This window comes from Arthrobacter sp. 92, assembly GCF_050260325.1.
In the GTDB taxonomy this organism is placed as follows: domain Bacteria; phylum Actinomycetota; class Actinomycetes; order Actinomycetales; family Micrococcaceae; genus Arthrobacter.
The window spans coordinates 258,674-275,192 of record NZ_CP189863.1 but is presented as its reverse complement, the minus strand read 5'-3'; the positions used below and the strand labels follow the sequence as shown (position 1 = coordinate 275,192).

Genomic DNA, 16,519 nt, shown 5'->3' with positions numbered 1-16,519 from the left:
CCCCCCGGGCTTCGGTTCAGCACGGACGGAGCCCGGTCCCAGCTGCGCCGAGGTCCAGAAATAGTTCTAACCTGCCAGCCATGGGGTCCTCCTAAAACCTGGATCAGCCTGCTCCCGGTAACGCCGTCGTGGCCGGGAGTCCGCCTGAGTCCATCCAAGCGTTGCCAACCGCCGGTGCACAGCTGGGTCGAATTGATGAATTCATGAAAGTCTGAACTACGTTCCCCGCCGCGCGCAAGGGGCGCCCACGTTTCGAAAACAAAGCCCCGCTGCGGGAGCCCCTGGCGCTAGGATGTAGATGGATCCCGCGCGGTTCTCCAATGTGGCGAGACAGACCTTTCTGTCTGTAGTGCGGCTCACCGCGGCTCCCTCGGAGAACCGTGCGTCCGCGTTGTGCTCGGCGTTGGCGACGGAAGGAAGCCGGATGAAGGAAGCGTTGCCGGCGGGCCTTGTCCTGACCGATATGAAGGCCGAACTCTTCAAGTCCATGGGCCATCCCACGCGGATCCAACTCCTGGAAATGCTAGCCAACGGGCCTGTGGCCGTCAGTGAACTGCGCAGCGGCACCGGCTTGGAGCCCTCGAATTTGTCCCAGCACCTGGGCGTACTGCGCCGGCAGCGGCTGATCCTGCCGTCGCGCCGGGATGGCCGATTGTTCTATGAACTTTCCTGCCCTGAAGTGCACACCCTGCTCGGCGCCGCCCGCGTGTTGCTCGGGACGGTTCTGCGCGGCACCCGCTTGCCGGGCGTTGCCAGAGATGAGGTCCAACAGGAGGCGGCAGCTTACTGAGAGCCCCCGCGGGCTGCCAGTATGCGGCTTCTATGCGCCGTTCTCGAGAACGCTCAGGATGGTGGGAACCAGCCCCATCCCCCGAAGTCGCTTCAGGACAAATCCCGAGGCTCCGGCCAACTCCGCCTCGCGCCGCGCCCCTGCGTCCTCGAAAGTTTCCAGGATGATGCACTTGACCGAGGGATCAGCGGAGCGGACTCCGTGGCACACGTGCGCCCCGTGGCTGCTGTCGGCGCCAGCACTCAACAGCGCGACGTCGACGTTCAGGGCGGCTATCCTGCTGACCATATCCTCGGCAGTGGCCGACGAGCCGACGACGTCGAAGCCGTCGTGCTCAAGGGATTCGTGCAGGCTTGAACGCACCAGTTCATTGCTTTCCAGAATAAAGATCCGGACCGCCGGTGGTAGTCCCTGGGAAACGCCGTGGGTTGATGCTTCCGTGGGGCGCGCGTCGGGTGTCATCGCCCTATTTTATGCCCATGACCAGACAGACCGGTCTGACTTGTCCGACATTTTTATTTTTCGGACGAAAGTTCGGTGAACTGTACGGGGGTTTAAGCTCGGACTAAAATTCCCCGTAGGCCAGTCGGCCGGATCCTTCAATTATGGAGGCAAAAAATGTTGGGCCAATCCAAGGTATACGCCACCCTTCCCGCCACCGATTTTGCGCGGGCGAAACAGTGGTATCAGGAGAAACTGGGCCTCGCTCCCGCGGAGGAAAACCCCGGAGGTGCCACCTATGAAACCGGCGGGGGTTCGGGTTTCTTCCTCTACCCCACTCCCAACCCGGACCGCGGCGGACACACCCAGATGGGGTTCACGGTCCAGGACCTCGCAGCGGAAATGACGGCCCTGAGGGAGGCAGGCGTGGTTTTCGAGGATTACGACCTTCCCGGGTTCAAGACCGTGGAGGGAGTCGCCGAAATGGACGGCGGCCGGGGAGCATTTTTCAAGGACAGTGAAAATAACCTCATCGGTCTGGTTGAGTACGCCTCACGGTGAGAGGTTTACTCTGACGCGATCCCGGTATCGGCCCTGGGTCCGCTGCCCGCATGGTTGATGATGTCCGCCAAAGGGGACCGGGCTTCCCTGTGGAGCCTGATCCCCGGCGGTAGTCCCTCAATGGTCACCTCGCCCCGCGAAACACGTATTGACACGTGGGACGTGCCAATTGGCACGTTGTGGGCCTCGAAGTCGCCAAAATCTTTGGGGAAGACGGGTGCAAGCCAGACATCGTTCGTGGTCAGGTACGGATCCAGGCGCAGCAGGATGCGCATCAGCAACACAGGGGTGCCGGCTGCCCACGCTTGCGGCGAGCAAGCCGTGGGGTACGGCACCGGCTGGGCGTACGCCCTGCGGTCGAAGCCGCAAAACAGTTCCGGCAGCCGGCCGTCAAAGTAGTCCGCCGCTTCCAGCATCGCCGACGCAACCCGTTGGGCTTCCTTCACAAACCCGTGCCGCATCAGCCCTGCGGCAATAAGAGCATTGTCGTGCGGCCAAACTGAGCCGTTATGGTAGCTCACCGGGTTGAACGCGCCCATGTCCGATGCCAGCGTGCGGATGCCCCACCCACTGAACATTTCCTGGGACATCAGGCGCTCCGCCACGAGGGGAGCCTTCTCGTCGTCGACGATTCCGCTCCAAAGGCAGTGCCCCATGTTGGAGGTGCAGGCGTCCACCGGCCGTTTATGGCGGTCCAGCGCCACGGCGTAGTACCCGCGGTCGGGGAGCCAGAACAGCTCGTTGAATCGCTTTTTGAGGGTGGCTGCGCGTTTCCGCCAGTGCTCGGCCAGTTCCGGGTCACCCGTGTCGAGGGCAAGCACCGCGCGGCTGATGAAGGCGCTGTAGACGTACCCCTGCACTTCGCACAGGGCGATTGGCGCCTCGGCCAGTCCGCCGTCGGCAAAGTTGATACCGTCCCACGAGTCCTTCCAACCCTGATTGATCAGCCCACGGTCCGTGGCGCGGGCGTACTCCACAAAACCGTCCCCGTCGCGGTCCCCAAACTGCGTGATCCAGTCCAGCGCGCGGTCGGCATTGGGCAACAACGACCTCAGGATGTCGGTTCCCAGTCCCCAGCGGCTTACTTCGCCCAGCAGCGTCACGAACAGGGGTGTGGCGTCCGCTGTTCCGTAGTAGGCGTTCCCGCCACTGAGCGCCAGGCGCATGGTTGCACCGTGGCGGACTTCGTGAGGGATGCGGCCCGGCTCTTCTTCGGTGAGGGGGTTCACCGTGGTTCCCTGCAGTTCCGCAAGGGTCCGCAATGTGCCTAACGCGAGCGAGGGATCCACCAGCATCGTCATGTAGGAGGTGAGCAGCGCGTCCCGGCCAAACAACGCCATGAACCACGGGGTGCCGGCGGCCAGCACGGCCCGGCCCGGATGCTTCGGATCGAAGATCCTCAGCGATCCCAAGTCATCGCGGCTGCGGCCCAGGATTCGCTCCGTCCCCTCGTCCTCCACGTGGAGGACCGGAGTGAACTCGCTCCATTCCTGGTAACGCTTGGCGGCCGCGGTGGATGCGGCCGAGACTTCACGGGAGAACGGATCGGCTGACTCCCCGGCGTCAAATCCCGGAGTCACAACAATCCGCCGGCTCCAGCTGGAGCGCGGCGGGATCACCACCATGTACCGGAGTTCGTCCTGACTGAAGCTGGCGTCCGGGGCACGGACGGTCACACGCCGGGGTGCGCCCTTCCCCGTTGACTCGATGGTCAACGATCCGGGTCCCGTTGTCCTTGACTGCTGGCCGGTAATGCGTGCGCGGCCGTCCTTCACTTCGAAAAGGTCCGCGAAGTCCGTTTCCACCGTGAGGCCGATGCTGCACACGGCGGGTTCGCGCGAGTAGTTCCGGACAGTGATGTCCTCGCGGATTCCGGCCCCGACAACGCGTTCCCGTTCCACCACCAAGGGACTGTCCGCGCGGCCGTCCGAACGTTTGGCACGGCCCACAAAGAGCGCCCTGAACGGCTCATGGACCCTTGATGAAAGGGGCTCCACCGGCCCGTCGTTGACCAGGAGGTTCCAGCGGGAGATAAACCGTGTGTCCTCGAAGAAGACTCCGTGCGGACGCTCGGGATGCATGTCGCCATTGGCCGAAGAAATACAGAAGGAGGAACCGTCCACCACGGTGACCGCGCCCTCACCGAGCGGACCTGCGCCCGTATCCGCGTTCCATCCGGTCATCGGTTCACCCCCGTCGGCCAACCGCGCCCGGCAGATTGCTGGCCGGTGACGGTCCATTCATCTACACACGATGCGCCCTCCCGGAGTATTTGGAAAGACCCAAAGGGCCCAGGCGCGGGCTAACGCCACTCCTCCCGGAAGTCGGGATGGTCCGAGTAAGGCAGCGCCAGCGCATTCAAGGACAAAGTGGTCCACTCAATGGCTTCGGGAATCCACTGAGTGGACCCGGACGGGTTGCTGACCATGGTTGCCAGCGCCGCCTGCCGCGCGGCTTCGATAATGCCAATCAGCGTTCGTTTCGCCTGGCACTCGCGCAGCAGGCGCCATTCGTACCATTTCCCGGATTCGGAGACCGTCCGGTCCTGCAGGAGCCTTTTCGCCACCGCCTCATCTTCCGCGATCCGTGCGGACAGGAATTCGACAATATCCACAGCCTGAGACTACGCGGATCAAAACAGCGGCGATATGGTCTGGCCGGCTTCGGAGGTTGCCTGCGCGCCGGCTAGCCGATCAGCGCCAGCACCGCCCCGGCGCTGACGATTCCGCCGGCTTCCGACCGGACCCCGGACAAAATGCCGGCGCGATGGGCGGCAACTTGCGTTTCCATCTTCATCGCTTCGAGGACGACGACGGGATCCCCCGCCGCCACTTCGGCGCCCGGCTCGACCAGCCACTTCACCACCGTACCGGCCATGTCGGCCCGCAGCTCGCCGGGATCAGCGGCGGTAGCACCGCCGTCGAACGCTCCCTCAACAGGCCCTCCGGCCGGCAATGCCCCGCCAGAGTGCGTCCGGTGGGAGCGGGCCCAGCCGTCCAGCAGATCGGCCGGCAGTCCAACTGCCAAGCGGCGGCCGTCCACCTCAACGGTGATGGTGCGGCGTTCGCCGTCGGGGGCGGTGGCGCTGTAATCGGGGTCGGCTGAGATCGACGTACTGTCCGCGAAGTCGGTCTCGATCCATCTGGTATGGATGCCCAGCCCGGCCTCGGAGGTGAAGTCCGGTGATTCCAGCACGGCCCGGTGGAACGGCAGCACGGTGGCCACCCCGGTGATGCGCATTTCGGCGAGGGCACGGCGGGCTCGGCGCAGGGCCTGCTGGCGGTCCGCGCCCGTGACGATCAGCTTGGCGAGCAGGGAGTCGAACTGCGGCGCCACGAAGGAGCCGGACCGGACACCGGTGTCCAGCCGGACGCCCGGGCCGGTGGGGCCAACGAACTCGCCGATGGTGCCGGGAGAGGGCAGGAACCCTCGGCCGACGTCCTCGGCGTTGAGCCGGAATTCGAAAGCGTGCCCACTCGGCGCCGGGTCCTCGGTCAGGCGCAACGGCTGGCCGGCGGCGATCCGGAACTGCTCCTGGACGAGGTCGACGCCCGTGGTTTCCTCGGTGATGGGGTGCTCCACCTGGAGGCGCGTGTTGACCTCGAGGAACGCGACGGTGCCGTCCTCCGCGACCAGGAATTCCACCGTGCCGGCACCGGAGTAGCCGGCCTCGCGGCAGACGGCCTTGGCGGCGTCGTAGATCATCCTGGTCTGTTGCTCGCTCAGGAACGGTGCGGGCGCCTCCTCGAGGAGCTTCTGATGCCGGCGCTGCAGCGAGCAGTCGCGGGTTCCGACGACGACGACGTTGCCGTGCGCGTCAGCCAGGACCTGCGCCTCGACGTGGCGCGGCCGGTCCAGGTAGCGCTCCACGAAGCACTCGCCCCGTCCGAAGGCCGCAACAGCTTCCCGAACGGCGGAGTCAAACGCCTCCTCCACCTCGTCCAGGACCCGGACCACCTTCATGCCGCGGCCGCCGCCGCCGAAAGCGGCCTTGATGGCGATGGGCAGGCCGTGCTGTTCGGCGAAGGCCCGGGCGTCGGCAGCGGTGTCCACGGGGCCGTCGCTGCCGGCGACCAACGGCGCCCCGGCCCTGACGGCGGCGTCACGGGCGGTGATTTTGTTGCCGAGCAGGCGGATGGCGTCCGGGCTCGGGCCGATCCAGATGAGCCCGGCGTCCAGGACAGCCTGGGCGAAGTCGGCGTTCTCGGAGAGGAAGCCGTAGCCGGGGTGGACGGCGTCGGCTCCGGACTCGGCCGCCACGGCAAGGAGCTTGGGGATGTTCAGGTACGTGTCCGCGGGCGAGTTGCCGTTGAGGCTGAACGCAACATCGGCGGCGGAGACGTGCAGGGCATCGGCGTCGATGTCCGCGTACACGGCTACGGACGCCAGCTGCGCATCGTCGCAGGCCCGGGCAATCCGGACCGCGATTTCCCCACGGTTGGCGATCAGGACCTTGCGCATCAGTTACTCACTTCTTCTTCGGTGGTGGCGTGTTCGTGGGTGGCGGGCGTGTCTATTTCGGCTTCGGCCCAGCGGAAGCGGATCTTGCCGCCGATGGGCACCTGAGCGGCGAGGTCCAGCTGGGAGTCGACCACCACGGCTATCACCGGGTAGCCGCCGGTGATCGGGTGGTCGGCCAGGAAGAGCACCGGCAGGCCCTCCGGCGGAACCTGCAGGGCGCCGGCCACAGTGCCCTCGCTGGGCAGTTCGCCCTGGCGGGTGCGCTGCAGCGGAGTCCCCTCCAGCCGCATGCCCACGCGGTTGGACTGCGGCAGCACGGACCAATCCTGGGCGGCGAAGGCCTCCAGCGCCGCCTGATCGAACCAGTCCGCGCGTGGGCCGGGAACGACGTCAAGCACCGTGACCCCTGCACCCGGGTACTCCGGCTGCAGTTCGGGATGCCCCACGACGCCGGACTCGGCCTCTCCGCCTGCGGCAAGGACCTGCCCGGCCGCCAGGGGCGCGGGGCCGATCCCGGACATGGTGTCCGTGGAGCGGCTGCCCAGCACCGGGGCCACGTCCACCCCGCCGCGGACCGCAAGATAAGCGCGGAAGCCGCTCTGCGGCACGCCAAGGGTGAGGGTTTCGCCGTCGAGCAGCGCAAACGGAGTGGCCATCGGCACGGTGCGGTGCCAAGTGTCGCCGGCGCTGTCCGGCACCGAGTCGATGCTTAGTTCCGACGGCGCGCCGGCGACGGCGAGAACCTGGTCCCCCGCGGCCCGGACTTTGAGTCCGCCGGCGACCGTCTCGATGGCGGCTGCCGACGGCGCGTTCCCCACGAGGCGGTTGGCCCGGCGCAGCGAGGCCCGGTCCAGGGCGCCGGCCGCGGAGACCCCGAGGCCGGAGTGCCCGTGCCGGCCGAGGTCCTGGACGAGGCTCTGCAGTCCCGGCGAAACGATCCGGAGCCCGGAGGCGGCACCCTCCCCGGCGGCCTGTGCCGGCGCGCCGCCGGAATTCACTGCTGCCACGGCGGCACCCTCGGGGGCAGCCTCGGCGGCAGGCTCCGCGACTGACTCCGTTGCCAGCATGAGCGCATCCCGGACGGGGCGGAACCGCACCCGGTGGCCCGGGGCGGCCAGGGCGGGCTGATCCCGGCCCAGGTCCCACATCCGGGCGCTGGTGTGCCCGATCAGCTGCCAGCCGCCCGGGGAACGGCGCGGGTACACGGCCGAGTAGTTGCCGGCCAGCGCCACGGAGCCCGCGGGGACGGCGGTGCGCGGCGAGCTGCGGCGCGGCACTTCCAGCTGCTGGTTCTCGCCCACCATGTAACCGAAACCCGGCGCGAAGCCGGCGAAGGCCACGGTCCAGACCTGGCCCGAATGAACGGTGATCACGCCCTCGGTTCCGAGGCCGGTGAGCCGCCCGACTTCGGCGAGGTCCTCGCCGTCGTACACGGTATCGATGACCACCAGCTCACCGTCGCGCTGCACCGGCGCGGTGAGCTCGAGCTGCAGCAGCCGGGCAGCGATGCGGCGGGCCGACGCCGCGGATTCGGCCTTGACCAGGACGGTCTCAGCCGCGGCCAGGACGTCCTGCTGGCCCGGCAGCGGATTCTCGAGGAGCATGGACTGCAAGGCCAGCACGTCCTGCGTCCCGGAGAGCTCGGCAAGTACCGCGCGGGTTCCCACGGCCCGCACGGAGCGGACTTTCCGAACTTCCCCTTGTGCAACCGCCAGGGTTTCCATTGCTGTCTCCATCATCGCCACCGTTTCCTGGAAGGGTCCGTGCCGCTCAGGCGCGGGCTTCCTGCAGAAGCCGCTCTTCTTCCTGGGTCTGCGGATTCCGGCCGATGGCCAGGCCGACGACGGTTACCACGGAGGCCAGCCCGAGGTACCCCGCGATCAGGTACCAGTTGCCTGTGGCGGCGTAAAGTGCCGTGAAGATCAGCGGTGCGACGGCGCCGCCGATCACGCCGGCGAGTGTGTAGGCCAGCGAGCTGCCTGCGTAGCGCAGGCGTGCCGGGAACTGCTCGGTGATGTAAGCCGCCTGGGGGCCGTACATAAAGGCGTGGAAGGCCAGGCCGATCACGACGCCGATGGTGAGCATCAGCACCGACTTGCCCTCAATCATGAGGAAGAACAGCGGGATGTAGACGGCGGTTCCGATTGCGGCGAGGCCGTAGACGAGGCGGCGGTTGAAGCGGTCCGTGACGGCACCGGCCGCGGGGATCAGCACCAACTGGAAGGCGGACCCGATCAGGATGGCACCAAGCACGTTGCCGGCGGTCATGCCCAGCTGCTTCGTGGCGTAGACCGCGACGAAGACCGTGAACAGGGCGTAGAGGACATCGGGGCACACACGGGAGAGGGCGGCGGCCACGAGAGCGCGGGGTTCCTTGGTGAACACCTCTTTGATGGGGGCCTTCGGTGCCTCACCGTGTGCCTGGATGGCCTTGAAGACCGGGGTTTCCTCCAGCTTGAGCCGGATCAGGAGTCCGAAGACCACCAGGAGTGCGGAAGCCAGGAAGGCCACGCGCCAGCCCCAGGACACGAAAGCCTCGTTGCTCAAGGTCGCCGCGAGCACGGCCAGGACGCCGTTGGCCATCAGGTTGCCGGCCGGCGGTCCTATCTGGGCCGCGGAGGACCAGAACCCTCGCCTGGTGGCACTGCCGAATTCACTGGAGAGCAGCACCGCGCCGCCCCATTCTCCGCCCACGCCGATTCCCTGCGCAAGGCGGAGAAGAACCAGAAGGACGGGCGCAGCGACGCCGATCACCGAGTAGTCCGGGAGGGCGCCAATCAGGACCGTGGCGGCGCCGATGAGCATAAGCGTGACCACGAGAACGTGTTTACGGCCGATCTTGTCGCCGAGCCGCCCGAAGACGATGCCGCCGATCGGCCGTGCCAGGTAGCCGACGGCGAAGGCCGAGAAGGAGAGCAACAGCCCGACAAATTCGTTGTTGCCCGGAAAGAAGATCTTGGGGAAGACCAGGGCCGAGGCCACGGAGTAGATGGCGAAGTCGTAGTATTCGAGCGACGTGCCGGTGAGGCTGGCGATGTAGGCCTTCAGTGCGCCGGGCGGCAGCTTCCTTGTGGCAGTGGCCGGGGTGGCCGGGTGCGGTGTGGTCATGGTTTTCCTCCAGGTGTGCGGGTGCTGCCTGTGCTGGGTGGTGGATGAGGTGGTGGGTGGCGAACCGCTGGCGAACCAATGCCCAATCGATGCTCCGCAGGGAGCGGCTTCGGTGCGCTGCCAGGGCCTAAACGAAGGCTGCGGTGGTAATGCCGGCGTCGTGAAGTGCGGCCCTCACGGCTTCCGCCATGGCGACGGCCCCGGGGGAATCACCGTGGACGCAGATGCTCTCTGCACGGATTTTCAGGATGGAGCCATCCACCGTGCGGATAGCGGAATCGGCCGCCATCCGCAGGACGTGCTCGGCCACGAGGGCCGGATCCTTCAGGACGGCCCCGGGGAGCGTTCGAGAAACGAGGGTGCCGTCCGGGTTGTAGGCCCGGTCCGCGAAGGCTTCGGAGACCGCGCGAAGTCCGGCGGCCTCCGCCAGGCGCAGGACCTCCGAACCCGGGAGGCCCAGAATCGGCAGCCCCGGGTCAATGGACTTGACGGCGTCAACGACGGCACGCGCCTGCGCGGTGTGGGAAACGATCGCGTTGTAGAGGCCGCCGTGCGGTTTGACGTACATGACCCGGCCGCCCTCTGTGGCGGCCAGCGCCTGGAGGGCGCCGATCTGGTAGACGACGTCGTCGGCCAGTTCGGTGGGGTCGATGTCCATGAACCGTCGGCCAAAGCCGGAGAGGTCCCGGTAGCCCACGTGGGCCCCAATCATGACGCCGGCCTGGACCGCTTCACGGCAGGTGCGGCGGATCACGGTGGGATCCCCGGCGTGGAAACCGCAGGCGACGTTGGCGCTGGAGACCGAGCGGAACATCGCCGTGTCGTCGCCGAGAGTCCAGCGTCCGTAGGACTCTCCGACGTCGCTGTTCAGGTCGATGGTTGCCATTTGTGATCCTCGTCTCATTGGTGTTCCCTATCTAGGATGCACCAAATCTGCGGATTGTTCAACAATCCTTCGATTCAACGATGTGACGATCGTGTAAATTCTGAAGTATGGCCAGTTCCGATGCAGAAGTCCGCAGCAGTATCCGCGCAGGAAACGGCACGATCTCAGGCGCTCGACCCAACCCCCCGGCCGGGGTCCCGGGGGACGTCCAGCGAGGCGCCGCCCGACTCCGGGTAGTGGTCCCGTCGGTGGCGGATAGGGTGGCCGACGAACTGCGCCTCCAGCTGGCCGAAGGAGTGCTCCTGCCTGGTGAGCGGCTGACCGAATCCACCATCGCCGAAGACCTTGGCGTGTCCCGCAACACCGTCCGCGAGGCATTCGCGGAACTCGCGGGCGAGCGGCTGGTGGTCCGCCACCCCAACAGGGGGGTCTTCGTGGCCAGCCTCGACGCCGCCGACATCCACGATGTGTACACTGTCCGCCGGGTGATCGAGGTGAGCGCCATCCGCGGCGGCGGCAGCACCGACCGGGTGGCGGCGGTCCGGGCAGCGGTGGAGGAGGGAAAGCTCGCCGCGGCCGCAAACGACGACGAGGGACTGGGCAATGCGAACCAGCACTTCCACGGAGCCATCGTGGCTCTGGCGGAAAGCCGGCGGCTGGACACCATCATGTCCCAGGTACTGGCCGAGATGCGCCTCTTCTTCCACAAGGCCACCGTGGACGCGAACTTCTACCGCGGATATCTCAAAGACAACGAGGAGATCTGCGCAGCCCTTGAGGCCGGCGAACTGGACCGCGCCGGGGATCTCCTGCTCGCCTATCTGGACCGGTCAGAGGAAAAGCAGGCTGCCGTCCACGAGGGGTAGCGCGATTGGCTGGCTCCCGTGACCTACCGTTTGCCTTTTTTCCGTGAGCCCTTGCCCCGGCCCTTGTCAGGGTTGGGAGCGTAGCGCTGCGCCACCTTGGGCTTCTTCACCGTTGGTCCCCGCCGGTCCGGCTTCGGTTCCTTCTTCGGCTTCTCCTGCTGGGCGGAGGGCTGCCGTGAACTCTGCGCCGTGCGGCCGCGGACAATGCCGATGAACTCCTCGATCACTTCGTCAGTGGATTCGCTCGGCCACGCCAGAGCGATCTCCGTCACAGGTGCCCCGGTAAGACGGCGCGCCACGGTGTCCTTGACGTTGAAGTGGCGGGCGACCGACATGGGCAGGATCGCCAAGCCCGCGCCGGAGGCCACCACGTGCAGGGCCATTTCGGGACCGCCGAGCTCCTGGACGTCAAGGAGAGTCTCAGTCGACAGGTCCGCCAGGGCCACTTCTTCGAACACCGAGATCTCATGCCCCTTGGGAGCCACCACAACCGGCTGCTCCTCATAGAGGGGAATCACGTTCAGGCCCTCGCGTTCAACGGGCAGGCGCACGAAGCTCAGGTCAGCGGTACCATCGCGCAAGACCGTCAGCTGCGCGCCGTCGTCTGCCATAAAGGACTGCAGCGGGATGTCCAACACGCGTTCTTCCCAGCGCCGGATCCACTTGCCCGGCGTCACGCCGGCCACGTAGGCGAAACGCAGCACCCGCCCCGCGGGCCCGGAGTGTTCGTGAGGCGTGGAATCGGCGGGGGTCTGGGGGGAAAAATCTTCAGCGGACACACGTTCACAGTACCGCCAGTACAGGCGCACGGTGCCCGCGTGGTGCCCTGCGGGCCGGCCGCCGGATACCCTTGAAGCATGACCTCTGCAAACTCCCAGTCCATGAAGCCGGCCACCGTTGCCAAGAAGCTTGGTATCTACCTGCCGGCAACACCCCAGGAGTTCCAGGATTCGGTTATCACCCGGGCCGATTTCGCCGAGCTGCAGGCCAACCCCCCGGAGTGGCTGGCCGAACTCCGCCGCAACGGGCCGCACCCCCGCCCGGTGGTGGCGCAGAAGCTGAACGTTTCCATCAGCGGCCTGGCCCGCGGCGGCGTTGAGGAAGCGCTGACGACGGCGGAAATCACCGCGCTGCTCCAGGCTCCCCCGGCCTGGCTCGTGGCCGAGCGCGCAACGCACGCAGCGGTGCGTGCCGAAGCCCAGCGTGTCAAGGAGGAGGCCGCAAAAAAGGACGCCAAGAAAGCGCGCGCGCAGGCTGAATAGACCGGTAGGAGAGCGGGCGGCCTAACGGCTCCGCGGCACTCCCTCGTGGTGGCCTTGCTCACCGCTTGTCCCGAATAGCCAGCCGGACACATCGCTGCGCAACACAACGTGCGGTCCGCCCGTGGCGCTGACACTGCCAGTGGGGACGTAATAGCCGCGGCCCGCGCCGGAACCGCCCGCTGCGCGGTCCAAGGCGTCAGTCTGCTCTCTGGTCAGGTGTCCTTGGGGGCCCAGAGCCCGGAGTTCATCAAGTTCTTCCGGCGTAAGCCGTCCCAAAACAGCGGCGATATCGGCCATGATGATTCCCTTCCAGCGGTAGTGCCTGCGGCACACATTGCTGCGCCGCAAATGCCTAAGGAACCAAGCTACGGCGCCCCGATTAACGGGGCGTGAAATCGGCATGGCGGTTATCGAAAAATTTCCCCGGACAGGCGTCAAGTGCCGAACAGGGCTGGAACCATCAGTCCTGGTGCAGCTGAACGTAGTTCCCGCAGCCGTCATCGAGGATAACCGAGACCCCAGTGGGGCCCTCGGAAGGCTCTGCTTGGAAGATCACTCCTTGGGCGCCAAGCCGCTTGTACTCCGCCCTCACATCCGGGACGCCGAACACTATCGCCGGAATGCCGGCGTCGTGCAGTCCGTTCATGTAAGCCGCACCCACCGGGTTGTCGCTGGGTTCCAGCAGCAGGCCCACGGAACCTGAGCTGCCGCTCCCGCCGCCAGGGTCTTTTACGATGTACAGGTTGTACTCCGGCATGGCCATCAGGGTCTGAAAGCCCAAGGTTCCCGTGTAGAACTCGTGGGCAGCCTTGGGATCCTTCACGTGGATGCTGCACATTTTCAGTCGCATGACGCCTAGGCTACCGCAGCCCCCATGGAGCACCATTGACGGCCGGACGTCCTGGGACTCCAATAGAACTAGCGGAACCATGCACGCGGTTGCGTTGGAGGTGCAGCGGTGTCAACCATTACAGCGTCTTTCCCGATGGGGCCCATTCAGCTGGCCGTCTGCGCCGCCGTTGTGGTCCTGGCGGCCGCCGTGTCCGCCTCCGCCGCCCGGCAGCATCTGATCCGCGCGTCCGGGGAAGTGACAGATGCTATCTTCTGGGACGGTTTCGCCGGACTGGTCATTATTCTTCCCGCCATTGTTATTCCGGCCTTGGCTTCGCCGCTGGCGGGCCTGGCAGTAGCCACCGTGGGATCTGTTGCCGGCGCCTGCGCGTTCGTAGCCGCCCCGCGGCTTGTCAGCAGGCAGGAATCCGTGCTGGAGCAGCAACGGGAGGCGGCAGCCCACCGGAAGGCGGCTGCCGTTCACCGGAGCATTCTGGCGCGCTGGCGGCGGTACGAACTCGAACCTGCCTACTGCATCGATTTTCCTGGGATGAGCGACCCATCCCAGCCCGAAACGGCCGCGTTCATCAAGGCGATGAAACTGGCAGCGCGGCTGCAGGAAAGCAGTGACGCCGCTGGCTATGGCCAGGCTGTCGCCCGGCTGGAACGGGCCTTGGCCGCTGCCGAGCGGGCAGCCGGAGTGAACCTGAACGCCGCACTTTCCACCCCACATACCGCGCAGGCCGAGCTGGAGGAACCAAACCATGACTGATATCACCATCATCGGAGCCGGCAGCATGGCCCGTGCGCTTGGAACCCGCGCTGTGGCGGCAGGACGCACCGTTCAGATCCTCAATCGCACCCCGGACAGTGCCGCCGAACTGGCCACCGAACTGGGCGGTGAAACTTCATCCGGAGGCCTCAGCCAAGGTCCAACCGGAGATCTGGTGGTCCTTGCCCTGCACTTTGGTCCCGCCAAAGAGGTGGCCACGCATTTTGGCGACACGCTCAGCGGCAAGACCGTGATCGAAATCAGCAACCCGGTGAACATGGAGACCTTTGATTCGCTCATGGTGGGCCCCGGAACCTCCGCCGCCGAGGAGATAGCGGCGCTCCTCCCCGGTGCCCGGGTGGTCAAGGCCTTCAATACCACCTTCGCAGGTCCCCTCGCCGCGGGCTCCGCAGGCGGAATGCCGTTGGATGTTTTTATCGCCTCCGATTTTGAAGGCGCCCGCAACGAGGTGGCAGCATTTGTCACCGCTGCCGGCCTGCGCCCGCTCCAAGTCGGCGCCCTGCGCCACGCCCGCGAGCTCGAGGGCTTCCAGTTGTTGGTCATGGCGTTACAGGTCAATCCGGCCTATGAGACCTTCAACTGGGCCACCGGGCTCAAGATCCTCGACTGAGACTTGCTTACAGCTCCACGGTTCCGCGTTGACCCATGCTCATCCGGCTGTGCGTGACCTTGGACTTGACCCACTGCAGGACCGTCGCCGCATTCCCGCCGGGGCTGGTCCAGTATTCGGCCGAGTCCGAGTCCACACGGAGCAGCACCACGTCGGGGGTGTCTGGACCGTCGGGGAACCACGCTTCGACCGCCTGGTTCCACACATTCGGCTCAGATGCCCCGGGACAGGACCTGCCCCCTGAAGAATTCGGGCCGGATCTTGTACATGATCAGCATCAGGACCACACCCAGCAGAATCACGCCCATCCCCAGGATGAACACCAAGCCCAGTCCGCCGATGGAAGAGCCGGAACCGTACCCGGGGTCCATGGAGTCGTAGGCGGTCTTGACGAACATCACCAGCAGGATGACGCCCCCCAGCAACGGTGCAAGGAACTTGAAGAAGAAGGAGTGTGCCCCGCTGAAGGCCTGGGCGCGGAAGAACCACACGCAGGCCAGGGCCGTGATCCCGTAGTAGAAGCAGATCATCATGCCCAGCGCCGTAATGGTGTCCCACAACGCGTTCTCGGAGGTGGTGCGGGTGATGACGTAGAACGCCGCGGCGGCCACGGCCGAGGCGATCGTGGCGTAGCTCGGCGACTTGTGCGTGGGGCTGATCCTGCCGAACTTCTGCGGCAGGGCCTTGTAGTGCCCCATGGACAGGAGCGTGCGGGCCGGGGAGACGAACGTTGACTGCAGCGAGGCGGCAGAGCTGCTGAGGATGGCCAGGGACATCAGGATGGCGAAGGGGCCCATCACCGGGCCGGCGAGGACGGCGAAGATACTGCCCTGGTTTTCGGGGTTCCCGGCTCCCAGCCCGGTGTCGCCGATTCCGGCGAAGGAGAGCGTGGCCAGCGCGACGGTCATGTAAATGATCACGATGACCAACACGGTGACGGTGGCGGCGCGGCCCGGGGTCTTCTTGGGGTTCCTGGTCTCTTCGTTCATGGTCAGCGTGACGTCCCAGCCCCAGTAGATGAAGATGGACAGCGACACGCCGGCCGCGAAGGCCGAGAAGGATTCCACCGCGAAGGGGTTGAACCAGTCGGGTGCAATGGCGGTCGCGTCAAAGGCGGTTCCGTCGGCCACATGGCTGAAGGCCGCCGCTGCGAACCAGCCAAGCACCAGCAGTTGGAACCCCACGAGCACGTACTGGACCGTTTTGGTGGTCTCCATGCCGCGGTAGGAAATCCAGCACGCCAGGGTGATGAACACGAGGGTCGTCGCGATGTTGAGCGGCAGGTTCGTGGTGAGCTCGGCCAGGTCCGGATTGCCAAACACTTGGGCCAGCATGAGGTAGAAGAAGTCGACGGCGACGGCCGCGAGGTTGGAGAGCACGATGATGGTGGCCGCGATCAGTCCCCATCCGCCCATCCAGCCGATCCACGGCCCGAATGCCCGGGACGCCCAGGTGAAGGAGGTCCCGGCGTCCGGCATGGCGTTGTTCAACTCACGGTAGCCAAGGGCCACCAGCAGCATGGGGATGAAGCCAACGAGGAAGATGGCCGGCAGGTGGACCCCCACCTCGGACACGGTGGGCCCCAGCGCCGCGGTGAGGGTGTAGGCCGGTGCAATGCAGGACACGCCAATCACCACGGCACCGATCAGCCCCACCGATCCGGCCTTCAGTCCCTTGTCGCTCAAGGTTTTATGCGCCGCCTTGGCCGGCTCTGTTGCTGTTGTCATGGGGTTGTCTTTCCGGAGAGGTCATTCGACGTTGAATGGATCGAGCCGTCCGGCTCGGGTTTCTTTCATGATTGCTTGGCGCCACAATCCTCGGCACCGGCAGTGCGCCCAAAATGCGGCTGGCCGTCGTGCCCGGGCACCGTCGTGCCCAGGAACATTGAGCGGTTCGGTCCGGCCGATTGC

General features: G+C 66.1%; 17 protein-coding genes and 1 pseudogene. 6 read left to right on the top strand and 12 right to left on the bottom strand.

What is annotated here, in order from left to right; genetic code table 11:
* The first annotated feature begins 424 nt into the window (after nt 1-424).
* Nucleotides 425-790 carry an ArsR/SmtB family transcription factor gene (locus ACP4XC_RS01275; RefSeq protein ID WP_427173081.1) on the top strand — a complete coding sequence of 122 codons (366 nt, stop codon included), beginning with the start codon at nt 425-427 and terminating at the stop codon, nt 788-790.
* Between the two features lie 30 nt (nt 791-820).
* Here ACP4XC_RS01275 and ACP4XC_RS01270 read toward each other — a convergent pair whose 3' ends face one another.
* Entirely contained in the window at nt 821-1,252 is a 432-nt protein-coding gene (locus tag ACP4XC_RS01270; RefSeq protein WP_427173080.1) for a response regulator, read from the bottom strand.
* A 156-nt stretch (nt 1,253-1,408) separates the two neighbouring features.
* Here ACP4XC_RS01270 and ACP4XC_RS01265 point away from each other — a divergent pair, with 156 nt between their 5' ends.
* The gene (locus ACP4XC_RS01265) at nt 1,409-1,792 is read left to right on the top strand and encodes a VOC family protein (RefSeq protein WP_427173079.1); all 384 of its coding nucleotides are present in this window, start codon (nt 1,409-1,411) and stop codon (nt 1,790-1,792) included.
* A gap of 5 nt (nt 1,793-1,797) precedes the next feature.
* Here ACP4XC_RS01265 and ACP4XC_RS01260 read toward each other — a convergent pair whose 3' ends face one another.
* The 6 genes from ACP4XC_RS01260 to ACP4XC_RS01235 form a co-directional block, all read right to left on the bottom strand.
* The gene (locus ACP4XC_RS01260; protein WP_427173078.1) at nt 1,798-3,975 is read right to left on the bottom strand and encodes a glycogen debranching N-terminal domain-containing protein; all 2,178 of its coding nucleotides are present in this window, start codon (nt 3,973-3,975) and stop codon (nt 1,798-1,800) included.
* Between the two features lie 119 nt (nt 3,976-4,094).
* Nucleotides 4,095-4,406: a DUF6221 family protein gene (locus tag ACP4XC_RS01255; protein WP_427173077.1), complete on the bottom strand. Its 312-nt coding sequence runs from the start codon at nt 4,404-4,406 to the stop codon at nt 4,095-4,097.
* Between the two features lie 71 nt (nt 4,407-4,477).
* Entirely contained in the window at nt 4,478-6,253 is a 1,776-nt protein-coding gene (locus ACP4XC_RS01250) for an acetyl/propionyl/methylcrotonyl-CoA carboxylase subunit alpha (RefSeq protein ID WP_427173076.1), read from the bottom strand.
* Entirely contained in the window at nt 6,253-7,989 is a 1,737-nt protein-coding gene (locus tag ACP4XC_RS01245) for a 5-oxoprolinase/urea amidolyase family protein (RefSeq protein WP_427174975.1), read from the bottom strand. The genes ACP4XC_RS01250 and ACP4XC_RS01245 overlap by 1 nt, the downstream gene beginning before the upstream one ends.
* A gap of 34 nt (nt 7,990-8,023) precedes the next feature.
* Entirely contained in the window at nt 8,024-9,361 is a 1,338-nt protein-coding gene (locus tag ACP4XC_RS01240) for an MFS transporter (protein WP_427173075.1), read from the bottom strand.
* Between the two features lie 127 nt (nt 9,362-9,488).
* Complete coding sequence (locus ACP4XC_RS01235) at nt 9,489-10,247, bottom strand: LamB/YcsF family protein (protein ID WP_427173074.1); 759 nt, start codon at nt 10,245-10,247, stop codon at nt 9,489-9,491.
* A 107-nt stretch (nt 10,248-10,354) separates the two neighbouring features.
* Between ACP4XC_RS01235 and ACP4XC_RS01230 the strand changes: the two genes are divergently transcribed.
* A complete protein-coding gene (locus tag ACP4XC_RS01230) occupies nt 10,355-11,113 on the top strand; it encodes a GntR family transcriptional regulator (RefSeq protein WP_427173073.1) in 759 nt (252 codons plus the stop codon).
* A 23-nt stretch (nt 11,114-11,136) separates the two neighbouring features.
* On the opposite strand, the gene ACP4XC_RS01225 is transcribed toward ACP4XC_RS01230, so the two are convergent.
* Nucleotides 11,137-11,892, bottom strand: coding sequence for a LysR substrate-binding domain-containing protein (locus ACP4XC_RS01225; protein ID WP_427173072.1), 756 nt, complete (start codon nt 11,890-11,892; stop codon nt 11,137-11,139).
* A gap of 78 nt (nt 11,893-11,970) precedes the next feature.
* Between ACP4XC_RS01225 and ACP4XC_RS01220 the strand changes: the two genes are divergently transcribed.
* Nucleotides 11,971-12,375, top strand: a complete 405-nt coding sequence (locus ACP4XC_RS01220; RefSeq protein WP_427173071.1) for a DUF5997 family protein — start codon at nt 11,971-11,973, stop codon at nt 12,373-12,375.
* A 21-nt stretch (nt 12,376-12,396) separates the two neighbouring features.
* Here the strand turns inward: ACP4XC_RS01220 and ACP4XC_RS01215 are convergent, their stop codons facing one another.
* Both ACP4XC_RS01215 and ACP4XC_RS01210 read right to left on the bottom strand, forming a co-directional pair.
* Nucleotides 12,397-12,672, bottom strand: coding sequence for a hypothetical protein (locus ACP4XC_RS01215; RefSeq protein WP_427173070.1), 276 nt, complete (start codon nt 12,670-12,672; stop codon nt 12,397-12,399).
* Between the two features lie 163 nt (nt 12,673-12,835).
* Nucleotides 12,836-13,225 (bottom strand): VOC family protein, encoded by a 390-nt coding sequence (locus tag ACP4XC_RS01210; protein WP_427173069.1) that lies wholly within the window; start codon nt 13,223-13,225, stop codon nt 12,836-12,838.
* 108 nt (nt 13,226-13,333) lie between these two features.
* Here ACP4XC_RS01210 and ACP4XC_RS01205 point away from each other — a divergent pair, with 108 nt between their 5' ends.
* Nucleotides 13,334-13,978 (top strand): hypothetical protein, encoded by a 645-nt coding sequence (locus ACP4XC_RS01205; protein WP_427173068.1) that lies wholly within the window; start codon nt 13,334-13,336, stop codon nt 13,976-13,978.
* Nucleotides 13,971-14,609 carry an NADPH-dependent F420 reductase gene (locus tag ACP4XC_RS01200; RefSeq protein ID WP_427173067.1) on the top strand — a complete coding sequence of 213 codons (639 nt, stop codon included), beginning with the start codon at nt 13,971-13,973 and terminating at the stop codon, nt 14,607-14,609. Before ACP4XC_RS01205 ends, ACP4XC_RS01200 begins: the two co-directional genes overlap by 8 nt.
* Before the next feature lie 7 nt (nt 14,610-14,616).
* On the opposite strand, the pseudogene ACP4XC_RS01195 reads toward ACP4XC_RS01200, so the two are convergent.
* Together ACP4XC_RS01195 and ACP4XC_RS01190 are read right to left on the bottom strand one after the other, a co-directional pair.
* Nucleotides 14,617-14,814, bottom strand: a pseudogene (locus tag ACP4XC_RS01195) (pyridoxamine 5'-phosphate oxidase family protein); the annotation flags it as partial.
* A gap of 7 nt (nt 14,815-14,821) precedes the next feature.
* A complete protein-coding gene (locus tag ACP4XC_RS01190; RefSeq protein WP_427173066.1) occupies nt 14,822-16,336 on the bottom strand; it encodes an APC family permease in 1,515 nt (504 codons plus the stop codon).
* Nucleotides 16,337-16,519: the final 183 nt, after the last annotated feature.